The organism is Spiroplasma endosymbiont of Glossina fuscipes fuscipes (assembly GCF_049669535.1).
Classification (GTDB): Bacteria; Bacillota_I; Bacilli_A; order Mycoplasmatales; family Mycoplasmataceae; genus Spiroplasma.
Map to the genome: position 1 here is coordinate 958,398 of NZ_CP187162.1, position 18,358 is coordinate 976,755.

14 protein-coding genes and 3 pseudogenes are annotated in these 18,358 nt (G+C 28.8%); 2 read left to right on the forward strand and 15 right to left on the reverse strand.

Features of this window, described 5'->3' with window-relative positions; translation table 4 throughout:
* Nucleotides 1-270: 270 nt before the first annotated feature.
* From ACOBWH_RS05715 to pfkA, 10 genes and pseudogenes are all read right to left on the reverse strand, one after another.
* Nucleotides 271-2,250, reverse strand: a complete 1,980-nt coding sequence (locus tag ACOBWH_RS05715; protein WP_424525960.1) for a PTS sugar transporter subunit IIC — start codon at nt 2,248-2,250, stop codon at nt 271-273.
* A 69-nt stretch (nt 2,251-2,319) separates the two neighbouring features.
* A pseudogene (aguA, locus tag ACOBWH_RS05720) lies at nt 2,320-3,437 on the reverse strand (agmatine deiminase).
* Between the two features lie 156 nt (nt 3,438-3,593).
* On the reverse strand, nt 3,594-3,980 hold the full coding sequence (locus ACOBWH_RS05725) for a hypothetical protein (protein ID WP_424525962.1): 387 nt from the start codon (nt 3,978-3,980) through the stop codon (nt 3,594-3,596).
* Between the two features lie 153 nt (nt 3,981-4,133).
* Complete coding sequence (locus tag ACOBWH_RS05730; RefSeq protein WP_424525963.1) at nt 4,134-4,541, reverse strand: hypothetical protein; 408 nt, start codon at nt 4,539-4,541, stop codon at nt 4,134-4,136.
* A 20-nt stretch (nt 4,542-4,561) separates the two neighbouring features.
* A complete protein-coding gene (locus tag ACOBWH_RS05735; protein WP_424525965.1) occupies nt 4,562-5,875 on the reverse strand; it encodes a PTS transporter subunit EIIC in 1,314 nt (437 codons plus the stop codon).
* A gap of 16 nt (nt 5,876-5,891) precedes the next feature.
* A complete protein-coding gene (locus ACOBWH_RS05740) occupies nt 5,892-6,461 on the reverse strand; it encodes a hypothetical protein (RefSeq protein WP_424525967.1) in 570 nt (189 codons plus the stop codon).
* 24 nt (nt 6,462-6,485) lie between these two features.
* A complete protein-coding gene (locus tag ACOBWH_RS05745) occupies nt 6,486-6,800 on the reverse strand; it encodes a PTS sugar transporter subunit IIB (protein WP_424525969.1) in 315 nt (104 codons plus the stop codon).
* A gap of 177 nt (nt 6,801-6,977) precedes the next feature.
* A complete protein-coding gene (gene thrS / locus ACOBWH_RS05750; protein WP_424525971.1) occupies nt 6,978-8,897 on the reverse strand; it encodes a threonine--tRNA ligase in 1,920 nt (639 codons plus the stop codon).
* Between the two features lie 253 nt (nt 8,898-9,150).
* Nucleotides 9,151-10,587, reverse strand: coding sequence for a pyruvate kinase (gene pyk, locus ACOBWH_RS05755; protein WP_424525973.1), 1,437 nt, complete (start codon nt 10,585-10,587; stop codon nt 9,151-9,153).
* A 52-nt stretch (nt 10,588-10,639) separates the two neighbouring features.
* Nucleotides 10,640-11,623 (reverse strand): 6-phosphofructokinase, encoded by a 984-nt coding sequence (pfkA, locus tag ACOBWH_RS05760; protein WP_424525975.1) that lies wholly within the window; start codon nt 11,621-11,623, stop codon nt 10,640-10,642.
* 222 nt (nt 11,624-11,845) lie between these two features.
* Here pfkA and ACOBWH_RS05765 point away from each other — a divergent pair.
* A protein-coding gene (locus ACOBWH_RS05765) for an IS3 family transposase (RefSeq protein WP_424525977.1) occupies nt 11,846-12,954 on the forward strand; the annotation gives its coding sequence in 2 pieces (ribosomal slippage) (nt 11,846-12,086 and nt 12,086-12,954; 1,110 coding nt in all).
* 29 nt (nt 12,955-12,983) lie between these two features.
* Here the strand turns inward: ACOBWH_RS05765 and ACOBWH_RS05770 are convergent.
* The 4 genes and pseudogenes from ACOBWH_RS05770 to ACOBWH_RS05785 form a co-directional block, all read right to left on the reverse strand.
* Nucleotides 12,984-14,795, reverse strand: a pseudogene (locus tag ACOBWH_RS05770) (Mbov_0399 family ICE element protein); the annotation flags it as partial.
* An 81-nt stretch (nt 14,796-14,876) separates the two neighbouring features.
* On the reverse strand, nt 14,877-15,269 hold the full coding sequence (locus tag ACOBWH_RS05775) for a hypothetical protein (RefSeq protein WP_424525979.1): 393 nt from the start codon (nt 15,267-15,269) through the stop codon (nt 14,877-14,879).
* A 270-nt stretch (nt 15,270-15,539) separates the two neighbouring features.
* Nucleotides 15,540-16,589: an Mbov_0401 family ICE element transposase-like protein gene (locus tag ACOBWH_RS05780; protein ID WP_424525981.1), complete on the reverse strand. Its 1,050-nt coding sequence runs from the start codon at nt 16,587-16,589 to the stop codon at nt 15,540-15,542.
* Between the two features lie 163 nt (nt 16,590-16,752).
* Nucleotides 16,753-17,721: an IS30 family transposase gene (locus ACOBWH_RS05785; protein ID WP_424525983.1), complete on the reverse strand. Its 969-nt coding sequence runs from the start codon at nt 17,719-17,721 to the stop codon at nt 16,753-16,755.
* Nucleotides 17,722-17,860: 139 nt separating this feature from the next.
* On the opposite strand from ACOBWH_RS05785, the gene ACOBWH_RS05790 reads away from it, so the two are divergent.
* The gene (locus ACOBWH_RS05790) at nt 17,861-18,238 is read left to right on the forward strand and encodes a lipoprotein (protein WP_424525985.1); all 378 of its coding nucleotides are present in this window, start codon (nt 17,861-17,863) and stop codon (nt 18,236-18,238) included.
* Between the two features lie 21 nt (nt 18,239-18,259).
* On the opposite strand, the pseudogene ACOBWH_RS05795 reads toward ACOBWH_RS05790, so the two are convergent.
* A pseudogene (locus ACOBWH_RS05795) lies at nt 18,260-18,358 on the reverse strand (spiroplasma phage ORF1-like family protein); the annotation flags it as partial.

Consider the following 18,358-nt stretch of genomic DNA (forward strand, 5'->3'; position numbering starts at 1 on the left):
TTTTTAAACATAAAAAAACTTACTTAATTAATAAGATAAATCCAATTAATTAAGTAAGTTTTAAAATGATGGGGAGAAAATAAACTTAAGAACAAATGAGAAAGAAAAGTAAGAATTCTTTGCAGAAGATGTTTACTCTTATTTTTAACACAATTGTTCAATTTTCGCATTTGCATTTACTATCACCTTAATATTATATAATACCAAAAAAAAAAAAAAAATTGTAAAGCAAAAATAATGTTTTTTCCTCTAAATTTTAAAAGCCAGTTACTATATCATCCAGTCGATAATGCTGCTATCTTGTGATTTTAACTTATAAAGAACTCTATTTTCATTTGTTCCTGGGTTCTTCCAATTATGTTTTTTTGTTTTTTGACTCTTCTTTTTTATTTGTCTTGCCCTCTTTTTATCATTTCGTGCTTGACGATACTTTGTCACTAATTCATTATGTAAAGTTTTTCATTCATTGCGATAGTAAACTTTTAAACCGCGACGCTCTTGTAAATTTGAGCTATTTTTCAATTCAACACGTTGACGAAGACGCAGTTCTTTTGTCTTTGGTTCCGCATAATTCCGACCAGTAAAAAAGAACTGAATCCGACCCAAATAATTAAGCGGAACAGCGGTCCCCTTATTTTTTGCAATTTTATTAGCAATTAAAATAAAGGGAATGTAAAGCACAGCCATTAAAATTAAATTTGAGAGAGCTAAAATAATTCCCTTCCAACTTCCCGTTGTCAGAAAACCACCAATTCCCACCGACGCCATTCAAGGAATTAATAATGCCGCTCCTGGCACAACACCAATTTGCATTCAAAACCATGTTCAAACTACTAGTAAACATAACCCAATAATGGCGGGAATTGCCATCACAGGGTTTAAAAATAACGGATATGCAAAAGTTACTGGTTCATCAATATTAAAAATTCCCGGAGCAATTAAATTTTTTGAAATAATTCGGGTCTGTTTATCACGCCCCATAATTAAAGTCATAAGTATTAACCCCAAGGACATTCCTCATCCCCCTAAAAAGATGAAGGCATCAAAAAATCCTAGCGAAAAAATAAATGGAAGGTCTTGACCGGCTTTAAAAGCAATTGAATTTTGAACAGTTGCATATAATCAAATTGGTCCGAAAATTCCATTCATAATGTTTGTTCCATGTAAACCAAAAAACCAAAAAATTGAAGCAAAGAAAATATAAATTAAGGCAAATCCTAACCCAACATTGGGATTAGAAGCAGCTTTCATAAAAGGATATGTAAAAAATTTATAAATTAAAGTAACTAATGTTAATGCTTTAAATTTTAAATTAAAGGCACTATACTCTGGTTCAGTTGTTTTATTCAACAGAGTAAAATCGCCTCACATTGGATCAGAAGTCATTGTTAAATATTCAATTTTTTTAACTAATGTACTTTGAACCGCAGTTAATGGTTGTAAAATTCCATTCAATAATTGAAACATATCACCCGCAGTATTGCGATAAATTCCCACAAAATTATCTTGTTTAGTAAATTGTTGATTAAATTGGTCAACCACAGTAAATTCAATTGATGAAAAAACTAATAACTGCGACACAATTCCAAACAAAAAAAGTCGTAATAATCATTGGCAATAATTTTGCAAAAGCATGGCCAACCGCTGGGAAACATTTTTTGGCATTCTAATTGCTAAGCGATTATTACGTTGTAACAAAATAAATAATTCCGCACTCAAAAAAGCAATAATAATTCCAGAAAACAAACCATCTACTCCCATAAACTTTTGGGCAAATTCTCAACCAGCAATCCCGGCTCCCGCCACAATAAAAGTTGCAAACGAAACAATTCCAGCCATTATTGCTGGATTTTGGCCACGACGTTTTCCTAATAAATAACCAATTAGAAAAACAATATACAAGGTCATAACCATTAATGAAGCATTTCAAACAACCCCACTAACAGATTTTAAAGCATCAAGTGTCTTCATAGCACTTGGTAAAAAAATAATATGATCACCATCAAAACCATCATACATTTTACTTCAATAAGCAATTCAATAAGATAATGAAATAGCACTTGACCCTAAGATAATTTGATCAATAAAGATTGCTAAAGCCCCCGCAATAAATAACGGGGTAATTAAAGCAAAACTATCCCGAATTGTCGATAAGTGAGTTTGATTCCCAATTTTTTCGACACTAGGAATGAATTTGCTATTTAATCATGTTGTAAATTTGTTTGGTTTTGTTACCACTGCTGCCCCCATAATTAACTTATCTCCTTTCTCGAATTATAAAGTTAATTTTTATAATTAATTGTTTTGATTAGTATCTTCCTAAAACAAAAATTCTGTTTGGGTAATACAGTGGATTCCTCCCCCGCCCAGAAGAACTTCACGGGCATAAACCGGAATCACTTCACGGGATGGAAAACATTTTTGTAAAACAGTAATTGCATTTTAATCTCAAATCGGATCACCAAAAATTGGTAAAATTAACGCCTTATTAACAAGATGAAAGTTAAGATAACTCGCTGGCATACGAAAACCAGCAATTCGATGTCTTAAACGAATGCTATTTTCACGTTCACTTGCTTCTCGTTTTGTTAAAAAAGCGGTGTTGGTTGATGCAACTTAGTAATTTTTAGCGGGCGCCCTTTTGCATCAATTGTTTTTTCTAACAATAATAACGCTTCTAAACTACGTTCATATTGAGGATCAATTTTATTATCTGTTCAATTTAATAAAAGATGTCCTGGTTCAACAACATGCAATAAATTATTAATATGACCACTTGTCTCATCACTATACATCCCGCGCGGAATTCAAATAATTTTTTCAACATTTAAATATTGTTTTAAGTATTCCTCAATTTCTTCTTTTGTTAATTTAGGGTTTCGATTTAAATTTAACAAGCATTCTTCGGTTGTATATAATGTTCCTTCACCATCGGTATGAACACTCCCACCCTCTAATACTAACGGACAAGTATAGTAATCAAGACCACTAGCTCGGGCCATTGCAATTGCAACTTGATTGTCCACTTTATAATCTCAAACAAACTGCTGTTCTTTTAATACTAAGCTATTTTGCATTCCTCAGCCATTAAACTGAAAACTAACCGCTCGACGATCACCAGTTTCATTTACTAAATAAAGTGCCTCCAAATCTCGTGCTCAACTATCGTAGTATTTTAATTTTAATAAATTAACATTTGCGTTTCCCATCATTTTCTTAGCACGAGAATAGTTTTCCTCGTTAACAATCATTTCAACTGGCTCATAAGTACTAATTATTTTTGCAATTAAAGTGAAAATTTTTTGAGCCGGAAAAGCATCCTTTTGTCAACTATCTTTCATATGGGGTCACATCATTCAAGTGCACAAATGGTTATTTGTCTCAGCTGGTCAATAAAAACCATCTTGTTTCGGTGTTGTTGTTAATAATTTACTCATTTTATAAGTCCCTTCATTTCAAAAATATGAATCATAATTGTTGTTTTTACAACCAGATTTCATAATTAAAAAATATTATTTGTTTCTGAAAAACAAATAATATTTGTGATTTTCATCAGATTTATTAATTAGAAAATTTTGTAATAATTATTAGTTTTAATAAGGTTGATTTAAAATATTAATGTCAAAAGAAATTGGCGCTGATGCTAAAACTTGACTAATGCTTGCCACACAACGGATAATCATTTTGCCTTGTGGTTTTAACTTACAAAGAACTTTAATTTTATTTGTTACGTTAAAATTTAAATTTTGACAAGCTTTATTAACATTCTCAGCAACAGATACATTAATAATTTTTAATTTAAAAGAATCTCATTCTTTATCCAAATTGACGTGATGATAATTAACTCTTAATTTATCAACTTGAATTTCAGGTTGATATAAAATAATATCTGCAATGTTAGAATCCAAAAGATATTCGGAACCTAAATCCGAAAAACATAATTGTAAATAATCAATTTCAAAAAGATTAACTTGCATCATTTCACCATTGTTCCTTTTTCATATTATTTTAACCTTATCATAAAAAGTAAATCAGCGCAATTATCTTTTTTTAATAGTCTTATTTTTGTTGTGATAGATAAAGCGCAATTTGTGCTCCTTTTTGCAGAATATTTTTTAAAAAAGTTCGTTTTCCTAAAAATCAAACCGCCCCCCAATCGTTTGGTCTTTTTGAACGCGTTGTAAATATGTAATTCGAGTTCGGTTTGGTTTGATTTTTTCAAACCAAAAAATTGTTCAATAATTATCTTCGTTAAGTTTTGTTTTTAAACTATAAACTTCGTTTAGAACATATTCATTACATAAATAACTTTGCCCGCTAACTTTATCATGTAAAACAACATCTGGTTTTAAGTTATCTAAGGACAGTTTTTCACTCATCGTTAATAACGATAATGTCACAATTTTTTGAAATAACGGTTCAATTGGTTCAAAAACATCAAAAGTATAATGTCCTTCACAAAAACGGTGAACTTCATCAAAATTATTATAATATTTTCGATCGGCATTATTTGTATTTGCCGCTGTTTTTCAAATTCCCATTCGTTAGTTGACACCTCCAGTTATTCTTTTTTTATTTTGCGATTCTTTTTCGCTAATTGTTTTTCGCTTTTTTTATCACTTCGTGCTTGACGATATTTTACTACTAATTCATTATCTAAAGCTTTTCATTCATTGTGATAACGTTCTTTTAAAACACGACGATCTTGTGGATTTGGACTATGTTTTAATTCATCACGTTGACGAAGACGTAATTCTTTTGCTTTTGGTTCTGCATAATTACGACCAGTAAACAAGAATTGAAGACGACCTAAATAATTAAGAAACACAGCAATATCATTATTTTTTGCAATTTTATTAGCAATTAAAATAAACGGAATGTAAAGCACAGCCATTAAAACTAAATTTGAGAGGGCTAAAATAATTCCTTTCCAACTTCCCGTTGTAATGAAAGCTCCAACTCCTGCTGGTGCTACTCATGGAATTAATAATGCTGCTCCAGGTACAACGCCGGTTGAAATTCAAAATCATGTTCAAATTACTAATAAACATGGCCCAATAATTGCTGGAATTGCCATCACAGGGTTTAAAATTAAAGGATATGCAAAAGTTACTGGTTCATTAATGTTAAAGATTCCCAGGGCAATTGAACTTTTTGAAATAGTACGTGCTTGTTTATTACGGCCCATAATTAAAGTAATAAGCAATAACCCTAAGGACATTCCTCATCCCCCTAAAAAGATAAATCCATCAAAAAATCCTTGTGAAAAAATAAATGGTAGGTTTTGACCTGCTTTAAAGGCAATTGAATTTTGTGCTGCTGCATATAATCAAACTGGAGCAAAAATCCCATTCATAATGTTTGTTCCATGTAGACCAAAGAACCAAAAAATTGAAACAAATAAAACATATAATAAGGCGAACCCTAACCCAATATTAGGATTAGAAGCAGCGTTCATAAAAGGATATGTGAAAAATTTATAAATTAAAGTAACTAATGTTAATGCTTTAAAATTTAAATTAAAAGCACTATAATCTGGGTTTGCTGTAATGTTTTTTAACGGCCCAAATTGTCCTCACATTGGATCAAAAGTCATTGTTAAATATTCAATTTTTTTAACTAATGCAATTTGAGCATCAGTTAATGGTTGTAAGGTTCTATTCAATAATTGAAACATATCACCCTCAGTATTACGATAAATCCCCACAAAATTATCTTGTTTAATAAATGATTCATTAAATTGGTCAACTACAGTGTAATTAATTGGTGCTCAAATTAACAATTGCGACACAATCCCAAACAAAAAAGTCGTAATAATCATTGGTAATAATTTTGCAAAAGCATGACCAACCGCTGAGGGAACGTTTTTTGGCATTCTAATTGTTAAACGATTATTGCGTTGTAAAAAAAATAAATAATTCCGCGCTCAAGAATGCAATAATAATTCCAAAAAACAATCCTTCTGCCCCCATAAATTTATGAGTAAATTCTCAACCAGCAATCCCGGCCCCTGCCACAATAAAGGTTGCAAATGAGACAATTCCAGCCATTATTGCCGAATCTTGACCACGACGTTTTCCTAATAAATAACCAATTAGAAAAACAATATATAGGATCATAACCATTAATGAAGCATTTCAAATTACCCTATTAACCGATTTTAAAGCATCAAGAGCTTTTACCGCATTAGGTAAGAAAACAATGCTATCACCATCAAAACCGACATACATTTTACTTCAGTAAGCAATTCAATATGATAATGAAATAACACTTGAACCTAAGATAATTTGATTAATAAATACAGCCAAAGCTCCCACAATTAATAACGGAGTAATTAAAGCAAAACTATCCCGAATAATTGATAAGTGCGTTTGATTCCCAATTTTTCCAACAGTTGGAATAAATTTATTATTTAATCATGTTGTAAATTTATTCGGTTTTGGTGTCACTGATTCTTCCATGATTAAATCACCTTCTTTCTCAAATTATAAATTCAATTTTTGTAATGCAAAAGATAAAACTTTTTCACCATCACCCATGCCATAATCCATTTGGTCAATTATAAAAACTGGAATTTGATCTTTAATTGTTTTTTTAAAACAATCTAATTCATAACGAACTTGCGGTCCTAACAATATGATGCTGGCTTCTTGTCAACGATGAATTGCTTCAATTGTTGGAATTGCTAAAACAGTTACATCACAATTTAACTTTTTTGCAGTTTCTTCCATTCGTTGCACCAAAATTGATGTACTCATCCCGGCAGAACAAGCCAACATAATAACTGGTTTTACATCCATTATATTTGGTTTCCTCTCTGTAAAAATTATTGTTGTAAATTAAATTTTCAATATTATTGTTGAATAAATAGTTGCTAATTCCAAGCTTTTCTACTTTTAGTTTATCACAGTTTCTAGTTAAACCCAAAAAAAAAAAAAAAAACGAATAATAAAATTCGTTCCTAAAAAATATTTTCCTTATTTTTTATTAATGATTTGGTCGTTAACTAAAACAATAAACTCATCAAAACTAACCGTTGTTTGTTCTTCTTGACCAGAAGCACGATATGTAATTAATTTTTGATCACGTTCTTGATCCCCAATCACAATTTGATATGGGATTTTTGCCACTTGTGCTTCTCGAATTTTATAACTTAATCGTTCATCACGATCATCAATGTTTGTTCGTAATTTTAGTTTTTTAAATTGCTGATGTAGTTCTTCAGCATATCCTAAGTGGTGTTCATTATTAACTGGCATTAAAACAATTTGTTTTGGAGCTAATCAAAATGGTAATACCCCTTTTGTTTGTTCTAATAAAATTGCAATAAATCGTTCATAAGTTCCAATCAAACCACGATGTAACATTACTGGCATTGCTTTTACACCATTTGAGTCAATATAACTTAACTTAAATTTTTGCGGTAATAAAAAATCAAATTGGAGTGTTGAAACCGTAATTTCATGGTTTAAAGCAGTTTTAATTTGAACATCTAATTTTGGTCCATAAAAAGCAGCTTCACCAACCATTGACACATATGGAATTTTTAAATCATCCAGCGCTTCTTGCAGCATTTGTTCAGCATGATTTCACATTTGATCATCATCATAATATTTTTTCTTATTAACTGGGTCGCGTAATGATAAGGAGTAATAATCAACAGTAATATTTAAAGTTGTTAAAACTTCACTAATTAACTTAAAACAACGCTTAAATTCTTCTTTTAACTGGTCATGACGAAGAAAAATATGAGAATCAGTTAATTGCATCATGCGAACCCGTTCTAGTCCTGTTAAACTTCCTGATGTTTCATAACGGTGTAAAATTGCATGTTCGGCAATTCGAAGTGGCAAGTCACGATAACTGCGTTGCTTGTAATTATAAACATCAATATGATGGGGGCAAGCCATTGGTCGTAAAACACTAATTTCATTATCTTGTGCCATTGGCGCAAACATATTTTCTTGATAATGATCTCAATGGCCAGAAATTTTATACATTTCACTTGTCCCAATAACCGGCGTATCAACTTCAATAAAATCATATTCTCATTCTTTATCACGGATATATTCTTGTAACACTTTTTTTAAGGCCATTCCATTTGGCAATCAAATTGGTAACCCTGGTCCAACTAACTGGTCAAATGTAAAAATTTCAAGGTCTTTCCCAATTTTCCGATGGTCACGTTCTTTTCGTTCTTGATAAGTTAGCATTAATTGTTCAAATAATTCACGAGAAAAATGTGCACCACCAGTAATTCGTTGTAACATCTTATTCTTTGCATCATCTTGTCAATATGCTCCAGCTAATGTTCATAATTTAAAAACTTTAATATTTTTAGCAGAAATAACTGGATAATTATTGGGAAGATATAATTGTTCTGCAACAAAATAAGCAGATTGGTTATCGACAGGTTGTTCAGCCATAGTTGCTAATAAATATTCATTATTTTGATATCATTTTTTTGCTTCCGCTGTTGACCCACAAACAGGGTTAATTGGGATATTAGCATTAATTAATTTTGTCATTTCTGCTTCAACAGCACTAATATTAGTTTCTTTTAGATGTGGTTTAACATCAATATCCACAAAAAAAGTATCATCTTGGTAAGCAATTTGAGCAATTTGGGCAGTTGGGTATAAATTAGTAATTGCTTTTGCAGTTATTAAGCTTGCTGTATAATTAATAATTGATAATGTTAATGGTGATTTATCAGTAATAATTTCTAATGTTCCATCTGTTGTTATAAGATAATCTAAGCTACAAACTTTGTTTGCAAAGACTCCTCCTAATGCTGCTTTCCCTAAGCTCGGAGCAATACTAGTTGCGACTGCTTGAATTGTTTGTGGTGCTGATAGTTCACGAACTTGACCATCAGGTAAAGTAATTTTAATCATTTTATATCTTCCTTTCTAAAAGAAAAACTCGCTTCCAATATTATTTATTAATAATACTAGGAGCGAGTTTTTCGCGGTACCATCCTAATTAAATTAGGCAAGAACCTAATTTACCTTTCACACTTAATAACGAAAAGTGCTTAAACGTAAACTTATTTGTTGCTAGTAATTTAACCGTTCTTTTATTAAGCTTCCATCATCCTTAACTTGCTGGGAAAAGAAGAGTGGTTAAACCATGATCAACTTGTTTAATTTATTTAATTGTAATTTCTTTAATTTCTTCATTACGAGCAAATAAGATTGTTGAACCAATTTTTGCTCCTCATTTTTTTGCAACTTCACAAATTGCCTTATCGTTAGTTTTAAAATCATCATAATTATCAACTTTGTTCATAAAAATTGAATGTCAGGCTCCAAAGGCCGTATATAACTCCGGAATTGGCGTAACCCCTAAAATTATAATATTAGGACGGAATTTTGAAATTGTTTTCAATAATTCCCCCGTATTTGAAACAACCACCGCATATTCATATTTACCATCTTTAGCTTTATTTGCTAATTTTTTTGCAATTTCAGCCCGTGGTCCTGATGTTGAGCGGGTTGCATCTTCTAATTGTTTACCATAGTATAATTTTGAATAAAATTCATGTTCGGCACGTTTGTTAATTAACGCCATTGTCCCAACAGTAATAAAGGGATAATCACCATTTGCTGATTCGCCTGATAACATTGTTGCGTCAGACCCTAATTCTGTTGCAAAGTAAACATCAGTTACTTCTGCTCTTGTTGGTGAAGGATTTTCCGTCATTGTTTCTAACATTTGCGTTGCCACAATCACAATTTTTCCTGCTTCTCGACATTTACGAATAATGATTTTTTCTCAATATGGAACATCATAATAAGGAATCTCTAATCCTAAGTCTCCCCGTGCCACCATAATTCCGTCTGCTGCAGCAATAATTTCATCAATATTATTAATTCCAATTTGTGATTCAATTTTAGCAATAATTTGAATATGCTCAGCATCACACTCTTTTAATAATTTTCGAATTTCGTTGATATTTGCCGCTGTATTAACAAATGAAGCAGCAATATAATCAATCCCTTGTTCAACCCCAAATTTAATATCATTAATATCTTTTTCAGCTAAAAACGGTAAAGTAAAATCAACCCCCGGTAAATTAATTCTTTTGTTTGTTTTAACAATGTGATGATTAAATGCTTTTGTTTCAATTAATCCTGGTTTTACCGCTGTCACATTTAGTTGTAATTTCCCATCATCAACTAACACAACATCCCCAACTTTTAAATCTTGGGACATATCATAAGAAACTGTCATTTCAGTTCCCGTTCCCTCACGAGTTTGATATTCATTTGGCAACGAATAAATTGTTACTGTTGCACCAGCAATAATTTCTTGCTTCCCATCTTTCATTATTCCAACCCGAATTTCTGGTCCCTTTGTATCTAATAAAACTGAAATTGGTTTTCCAATTTTTGCACTAACTTCTTTTACTCAAACAATTCGTGCCCCTTGTTCTTCATGATCTCCATGTGAAAAGTTTAACCGAATCGTATTCATTCCCACTTTGAACAATTCTTCAATCGCCCCCGCTGAATGCGTACTTGGCCCGATTGTTGTTATAATCTTTGTTCGTTTCATTTTTTCATTAATATTAAAGTTATCCATTCTTTTGACAATCTCCTTCTAAAATATCTTACCACCTTATTTTATCGCAAAATTATGATTTTTGATAAATATTCTGATTTAATTCATCAAATTGTGCTCAAATTTTTTTGCGCGAAGCACGAGGGATACTTAATGCTTCCATAATTGGTCGAGCAACAATTTGATCACCTTGATTTCCAATTGCTAATCCCCCATGACCAGCAATAATTTGTTCAACAGCAAATTGAGCCATTTGAAAAGCACGATAACGTTCCATTGCCGTTGGAATTCCACCACGTTGGGTATGTCCTAACACTGTGGCACGTGTTACATAACCACTTTTCTTTTCAACTAATTTTGCTAATTCATGAACATCAGGATAAATCATCTCACTAACAACAACTACAACACTTCGTTTTTGTGTTTGGTGTAATGCCACAACACGATTGGCAATTTCATCAGCAGTTAAAGCTGCTTCATTAATTGAAATTAAATCAGCGCCTCCGGCAATTCCAGCATATAATGCAATATCACCACAAGCATGACCCATTACTTCAACAATTGCGCAACGATTGTGTGATTGCATTGTATCGCGTAAACGATCAATTGCTTCAACGACAATATTAATTGCCGTATCAAACCCAATTGTGTAATCTGACGAAGTAATATCATTATCAATCGTACCTGGTAAAGCAATACAGTTAATTCCCATTTCTGTTAAACGTTGTGCACCTTGATAACTACCATCCCCACCAATAACAACTAATGCTTCAATCCCCTGTTGTTTTAAATTAGCAACAGCTTTTTCTCGGACCGCTGGTTCTTTAAACTCTGGTAATCGCGCACTACCAATAACAGTTCCACCTAACCGCATAATACTATCCGCAAAATTATTATCAACAAGTTCAATTCAATTATTGACTAATCCTAAATAACCATCCCGAATAATATAAGTTTCTAAGCCTTTTGCGTGTGCCGTTTTAATTACTCCTGCAATTGCGGCATTCATTCCTTGTGAATCGCCCCCAGATGTTAGAATTCCAATTTTTTTCAACATATTGATACTCCTTTTCTTTTTTTCATCTTGTTATATTAATTTTAGTGGATATTCTACGATTGTAAAGATTTTTTTGACCAAAAGCATAAAAAACACTCATTAGTGAATGTTTTTCTATTTTTAGTTTAATCAAAAAATTGGATAGGTTACAATAACTTGGACCATATTTATGTAGACTGTAAAAAAATAAGCTAAAATTATTAGGAAAGCAGGAATATAAAAATGGCAAAAAACCAGTACACCGATGAATTCAAGAAACAAATCGTAATGTTATATAAAAATGGTAAAAGTAATATTGAAATTGTTAACGAATATAAAATTTCAAAGGCAGTTCTTTATCAATGAGTAAAAAAATTTGAGAATTCTGGTTCTTTTAAAGCTAAAGACAATCGCTCTGTTGAAGAAAATGAACTTATTCAGTTGCGAAAAGAAAACAAACAATTACGAATGGAAAATGATATTTTAAAGCAAGCAGCACTGATAATCGGCAAAAAGTAATATTAATTACTAACAATAAAGACAAATATTCAGTGAGGAAAATGTGTCAAATATTAAAGATAGCAAAATCAAAGTATTATTATCAAATTAATAAGAACACTAAAACTGAAATTAATATTTATGAAAATGAAGTTATCAGTGCATTTAAAGAAAGCTATAAAGTTTATGGTGCTAGAAAAATTAAAATTATTTTAGCAAGAAAGAACATTATTTTATCTCGACGAAAAATTAGAAGAATTATGGCAATAAATAATTTAGTATCAAAATATACTAAATTAAAATATCGCAATCATAAATCTCCTGTAAATAATGATCAAATTAGTAATATTCTAAATCGTGAGTTTAGTAATAAAAGACAAAATGAAGTTATTGTGAGCGATTTAACCTATGTTCAAGTTGGTTCAAAATGACATTATATTTGCTTACTAATTGATTTATTTAACCGTGAAGTAATTGGCTATAGCGCTGGAACAAATAAAACTGCTGAACTAGTTCAGCAGGCATTTTATAAAATAACACGACCACTAAATCAAATTAGGTTGTTTCATACAGATCGTGGTAATGAATTTAAAAATAAAATTATTGAAGAAATTTTATTAACATTTAATATTAAAAGATCATTAAGTGCAAAAGGTTGCCCTTACGATAACGCAGTAGCTGAAACAACCTATAAAGCTTTTAAAACTGAATTTATTAATGGTCGAAAATTTAAAAATTTAGAACAATTAAAGTTGGAACTATTTAATTTCATTAATTGATACAACAATATTCGAATTCATGGTAGTTTGAATTACTTAACTCCAGTTGAATTTAGAAATCAGAAGTCTACATAAAAAGTGTCCTAAAAAGTGTTGCCATTCCAATTCAAAATATCTAAGAATCGTGGATATTGATTTGAATAATCAGCACCAATAATCATAAATTTTTGAGCTGAAGATTTATCAGATAAATTTTCAACATAATGTCAAATTCCACTATCAGATCAATATTTTGTATCACTGTCAGAAGTGATTTGGACGTTTTTTTGTCTATCATTTGGATTATTAAAAGGCTCTAGATTATTTTGAACTCCTTGACGATAAACTGATAAAATATTTAAATCATTAAAAGTTTGATTTACTCCTTTACCAGCAACAGCACCCTCAGCAATAAAACCTAAATCATATTCTTCAGGATTTTTATTTGGATCAATAACATTTCCATTTTTGTCTAAAGGATCTAATGCAAATGGAACTGATGATTTATTTTTTACTCAAATAATTTGTGTTTTTGTTCCAGTATCAACATTAATTTCTTTGTCATATTTTGGATTTGGTTTGCCGTCTGGTAAGTTAGGTGTTATTAAAATATTTTGTTCTGGATTTTTGTTAGGATCTCATGCATATCATTTTAACTTTAAATCTGGAACTAATGTTTCAATAACTACTTTTATTTCATATTGTGCTTTATATTTTCCATCATCGTGATATGCAATAGTATCATATGTATTGTTCTTTTCTCCTGACACACGATTGTCTAATAATGTCGCACTAAATTTGTTATCTAAAACATCAATTTTAGTTCCATTAATTTCTAATCATTCCGTATTATTTAATAAACTATCAAATTCAATACTTGCAGTTGTATGATATCTTAAAGTTCCACCATAGTTTTTACTTGGATCTGGAGGATCTAATATATCTGGTGTATCAATAATCATTCCTTTTGTAGAATCATCAGGATTTACAATTTGTCCAGGTAATAAATGCATTCGTTCATTTAAACTTTTACCTCAATAATTCTGTGATAAAGTAATATTAATAGGGGTATTAAAAGTTCAAACTTGTTGCTGACTAGTAACTGGATCATTAAACTTTATAGTCGTTGTTGCTTTTCTAGTATCATCACTAAAAGAAAATGGCTGAATGTATTGTTTTCAATCATTATATTCATTACCCAATACTTTTGAAATTGCAGAATTCAGCAATGTAGTTTCGTCATTCCCTTTTCCAGTTGGATCAATTATGTTTCGTTTATCAATTAAACTTTCTGAATAATCACTAACTAAGTTAATTGTATTAGATAATGCATTAGTTAAATTATTTTTTATTGCATTTAAATTCTGGTTAGAATTTAAAATTATTTTAGAAACTTGTAATTTACTAGTAGTATCAGTTCATGACGAATTGCCTCCCTGATACATCCAACAATTAACTTTGAAATTAAAATATAATTTATTATATAATCAAGTAATATCTACAGTAGCATTATTAGATGCCTGATTTTGAGCACCTTTTTGTGACCAATTAAAAAATGTGTAAGTAAAATCACTACTTTGAAGGTTTATTGTAACAGGACCATTATAATCTTGACTTCGTTTAAAGCCAGATGAACTAGAAAGAGCATCAAAATCAAGAGTAATTGATTTATAATATTTTAAAAATGTCTGTTTATCTTTAGTATAAGATAAATAATCAAATATATATTCTTTGTTTTTATTATCACTTAAAGTTTTTCATCATGAGTTTGTTCCCTTATAAACTTCCAAGTTTACACCGGGATTAATATTTACATTTGGGTAAAATGGTGCACCACGTATAGTACTATATAAAGTAATTAAATTGGTTGTTGATAGTGGCAAAGTTGGTGTTGTTAATAATGTGCTGCTTGATATAAACAATAATAATCATTTCATATTTAATCCTCACTTTCATAGAAATATCCTATCCGAAAACAAAGAAAAAGCACATAAAAAGATATCTTCTAGATATCTTCATTAACTTATATCATTTTTAAAACTATTATGCTTAGCATAAAATTGTTTATTTTCATTACTAATTTGTTTTCGCTCTGCTTTTATTAGCTTAACTTTATTATCCATTTGTGATAAATATATTGCTAATTTGTTGTAGTCAATAGTTCCTTTTGCTCGACCATCTTTATCCTTATATACAAAGATTTGATTTAAAAAAATATTAATAAAGGCATAGTCTTTATTGTACTGCAAAGTAATATATTTTTTATTAATTGTAATAGTTCCATAAGGATGAATTAAGTTATCTACTTTTAACACAATTCACTGGTTACCCTTTTTATCTAAAACTGGTTTAGAAAGTATTAATGAACTTGTCATAATTTCAAATGATTTATAATTTTTATTTTCTGACATATTACTTTTTCTCCTTTCGCAAAGGTATCCTATCCGAAAGATAATAAAAAGCACATAAAAAAGAAAAATGTAGTTTGACTACATTTATATTATAGTAAATAAATATTGGGAGTGTTGCATATAAACGGGTATTATTTAATTTATTTAAAAACAAGAAACTTTTTTCTTTTATAAAAATATAATAACACAAAAAAATAAAAATACAAAAAATAATTTCATATTTTAACATACTAAAAAATAGTTTAAAAACTAAAATTAAATTATTTTAAATTAACTAAAATTAAATCTCATAATTTTTAAATCCAAAATATTTTTAAATGTTGAAAATGAAAATGTTTTATTCCCATATCCCAAACAAGATTTTACAACTCTTGAAACATCACTTTCAGCAGATACGCCAATATTTCACTCTTTATTTTGATTTAAAATACCATTTTTTAAATTAATAAAATATCTTAATTTAATTCTTTCATTCTGTAATGATTTTAAAAAAGTTATAAATTCGTCGTATTTTCCTTGTAAAAATAATTCTTTTGCGTATAAATAATTTTTAAAGGATTCTTTACTACGATTACCACAATATATATTATTCTTTAATTCTCTTATTGCATGAAATCTATCAAATATAAACATACCATCTAAAATTTTAGCAGTTTTTTTAATTCACTTAGCGCTATCCCCACCAATAATTAATTTAATATTTTCATAATTTTTAAAAAATTTCTGAATTTGTTTTTTAATAAAGAACGCATTAAATTCTGCACCCCGAGTTTTCTTATTAAGAAAAAAATAACAATATTTTTTATTTAAAAATTTATTATTTTCTTTTCCAGTATTAAATGAAATTATTCTAACAGTTTGCAAATAAGATTTATTATTTTTATTTTTTAAAGTTACATAGGCATCATCTAAATTAATATATAAATTTTTACAATTTTTCAAATCTATTTTTTTATCTTTTATTTTTATTAATGCTTTTCGTAAAATACGCGAAACAGATGAACAATGTAATTTGCAATTAAACATATCTAATATATCACTATATCTTTTATTTTTTACTATTTTAGCAGTTATTTTTAGTTTTAAATCATTAATTATTCTTTGCCATTTTTTAACTCCAAATTGTTTATCAACAAGAGGAACATATTTTCACTTACCCTTATAAAGATATTTATAAATTCTTCTCTTATAAATTAATATTCCAAATTCTGTTTTAATTTTTCTAGTTTTTATTTCTTTTACAAAATATTTTGTTTTATCTCGTTTTTTAAAAATTATATCATCAGTTCCTTCTATCTTTTCTTTTAACTGAGGAATCATGTAAAATGAAATGCAACAAATCTTATTAATCAAATAATATAATAAAAATCATAAAAAATCAATTATAAATTTTCAAAAATTAAAATATTTATAATTTTTACTTTATTTTAAGCACACTTAGCCATACTAAAAAATAATTTATTAAGTTAAGTAATAAATTTATTTAAAAATTCTCTAAAAATACCTCTTTTGATGTTCTTCAATTTAAAATAGGCCTTAATTTATCATTTATAACATTAACTACTCAATTTATTTTTTGTTGACTAACATTATTAAAATCAGTTCCCTTAGGATATCATTCTCTAAGTTCAGAATTCATATATTCAATTAGTGGTTTTTGCTGTGGTGAACCCGGATCGCAAAAATAAACTTGTGTTTCAGCAAATATTTCTAATTCTCTTCATTTACTAAATTCTTTTCCTCTATCGGTTATTATTCCTTTAATTTTCCCAATTAAATTATTACTTATAACAATATCTTTAAACTTTTCTACAACTTCATTAGCAGTATGATTTTTTAATTTCATTACAAAGTAATTTTTACTTAATTGTTCTACTAAAACTAAATTACTAGATTGATGGTCTTTACCAACTACTGTATCCATTGCAAATCAACCAGCATTAATTTTTTTATTTTCAATATCTCATATTGATTTAAAATTAGTTAATTTACCACGATTATCAAATTTTCCTTTTGTTTTATATTTTTTACCATGATGACGTAAATTCTGTTTTAAAAAACCATAAAAACCTAAATAAATTCATTTATACAATGTTTTAACACAAACAGGAAATTTAATACCAAACTTTAAAAAATAACGATGGATAAGTTGTGATGGAGAATCACGATAAACATTAAATCTTATATTAATAAAATTTAATTGTTTTTCTGTAAACTTATATCTTTTATTATTCTTTTTTCTTTTCTCATAATACATTTTATCTGACTTATAAGCACTATATTCATCAATAGTTTTAAAACGCTTAATTTCTCGTAAAATAGTACTACGATGTCTGTTCAAACATTTAGCAATTTGTGAAATATTTATTTCACCATTCTTTTTTAAAAATAATTTGGATAATAATAATTTTTCCAATTTAACCTTATCAATAAAACTTAAATGACTATACATAACATTTATATACCTTTCATTAATTTATAAATTTAATATTAAAATTATTTAATACATTATTGATATATGATAAAATCAACTATAGCATTCAAGTAATTTTAATAAAGGAGAAGTAAAATATATAAAGGAGAAGTAAAATATGAAAAAATGACTTAGCATTTTAGGAACAATCGGATTAACAGCAACAAGTACAACAACATTAATTAGTTGTGAAAAACCAAATAACAATGAAAACGGGGGTAATAAACCAAAACCTTGAAATCCACAACAACCGCCAATTGGAAGTAATTGAAAATTAATTAATAAAGAAGATATTAATATAAACCATGATAATAAAAATTATTTTGCAGTTGTTAGAATTATGAATGGTTGAAAAATTATAAAATGAAAAGGTGAATTAAGTTATGAAGACCGATTTTATTATTTTAAAAATATTTATCGTTGAGATGGTTTAAATGAACCTCAAATACCCGAAATTAATACAAATACAGGTGAAATATTAGATTGAAAAGAATAAAAGGAACTATATAGTTCCTTTTTAAATTAACCGTACAAATTTCATAAATATAATTAATAGGAATATATTTGTTATTGTATTATATAATGCTGGACTAAATTTTCATACCTCAAACGTTTG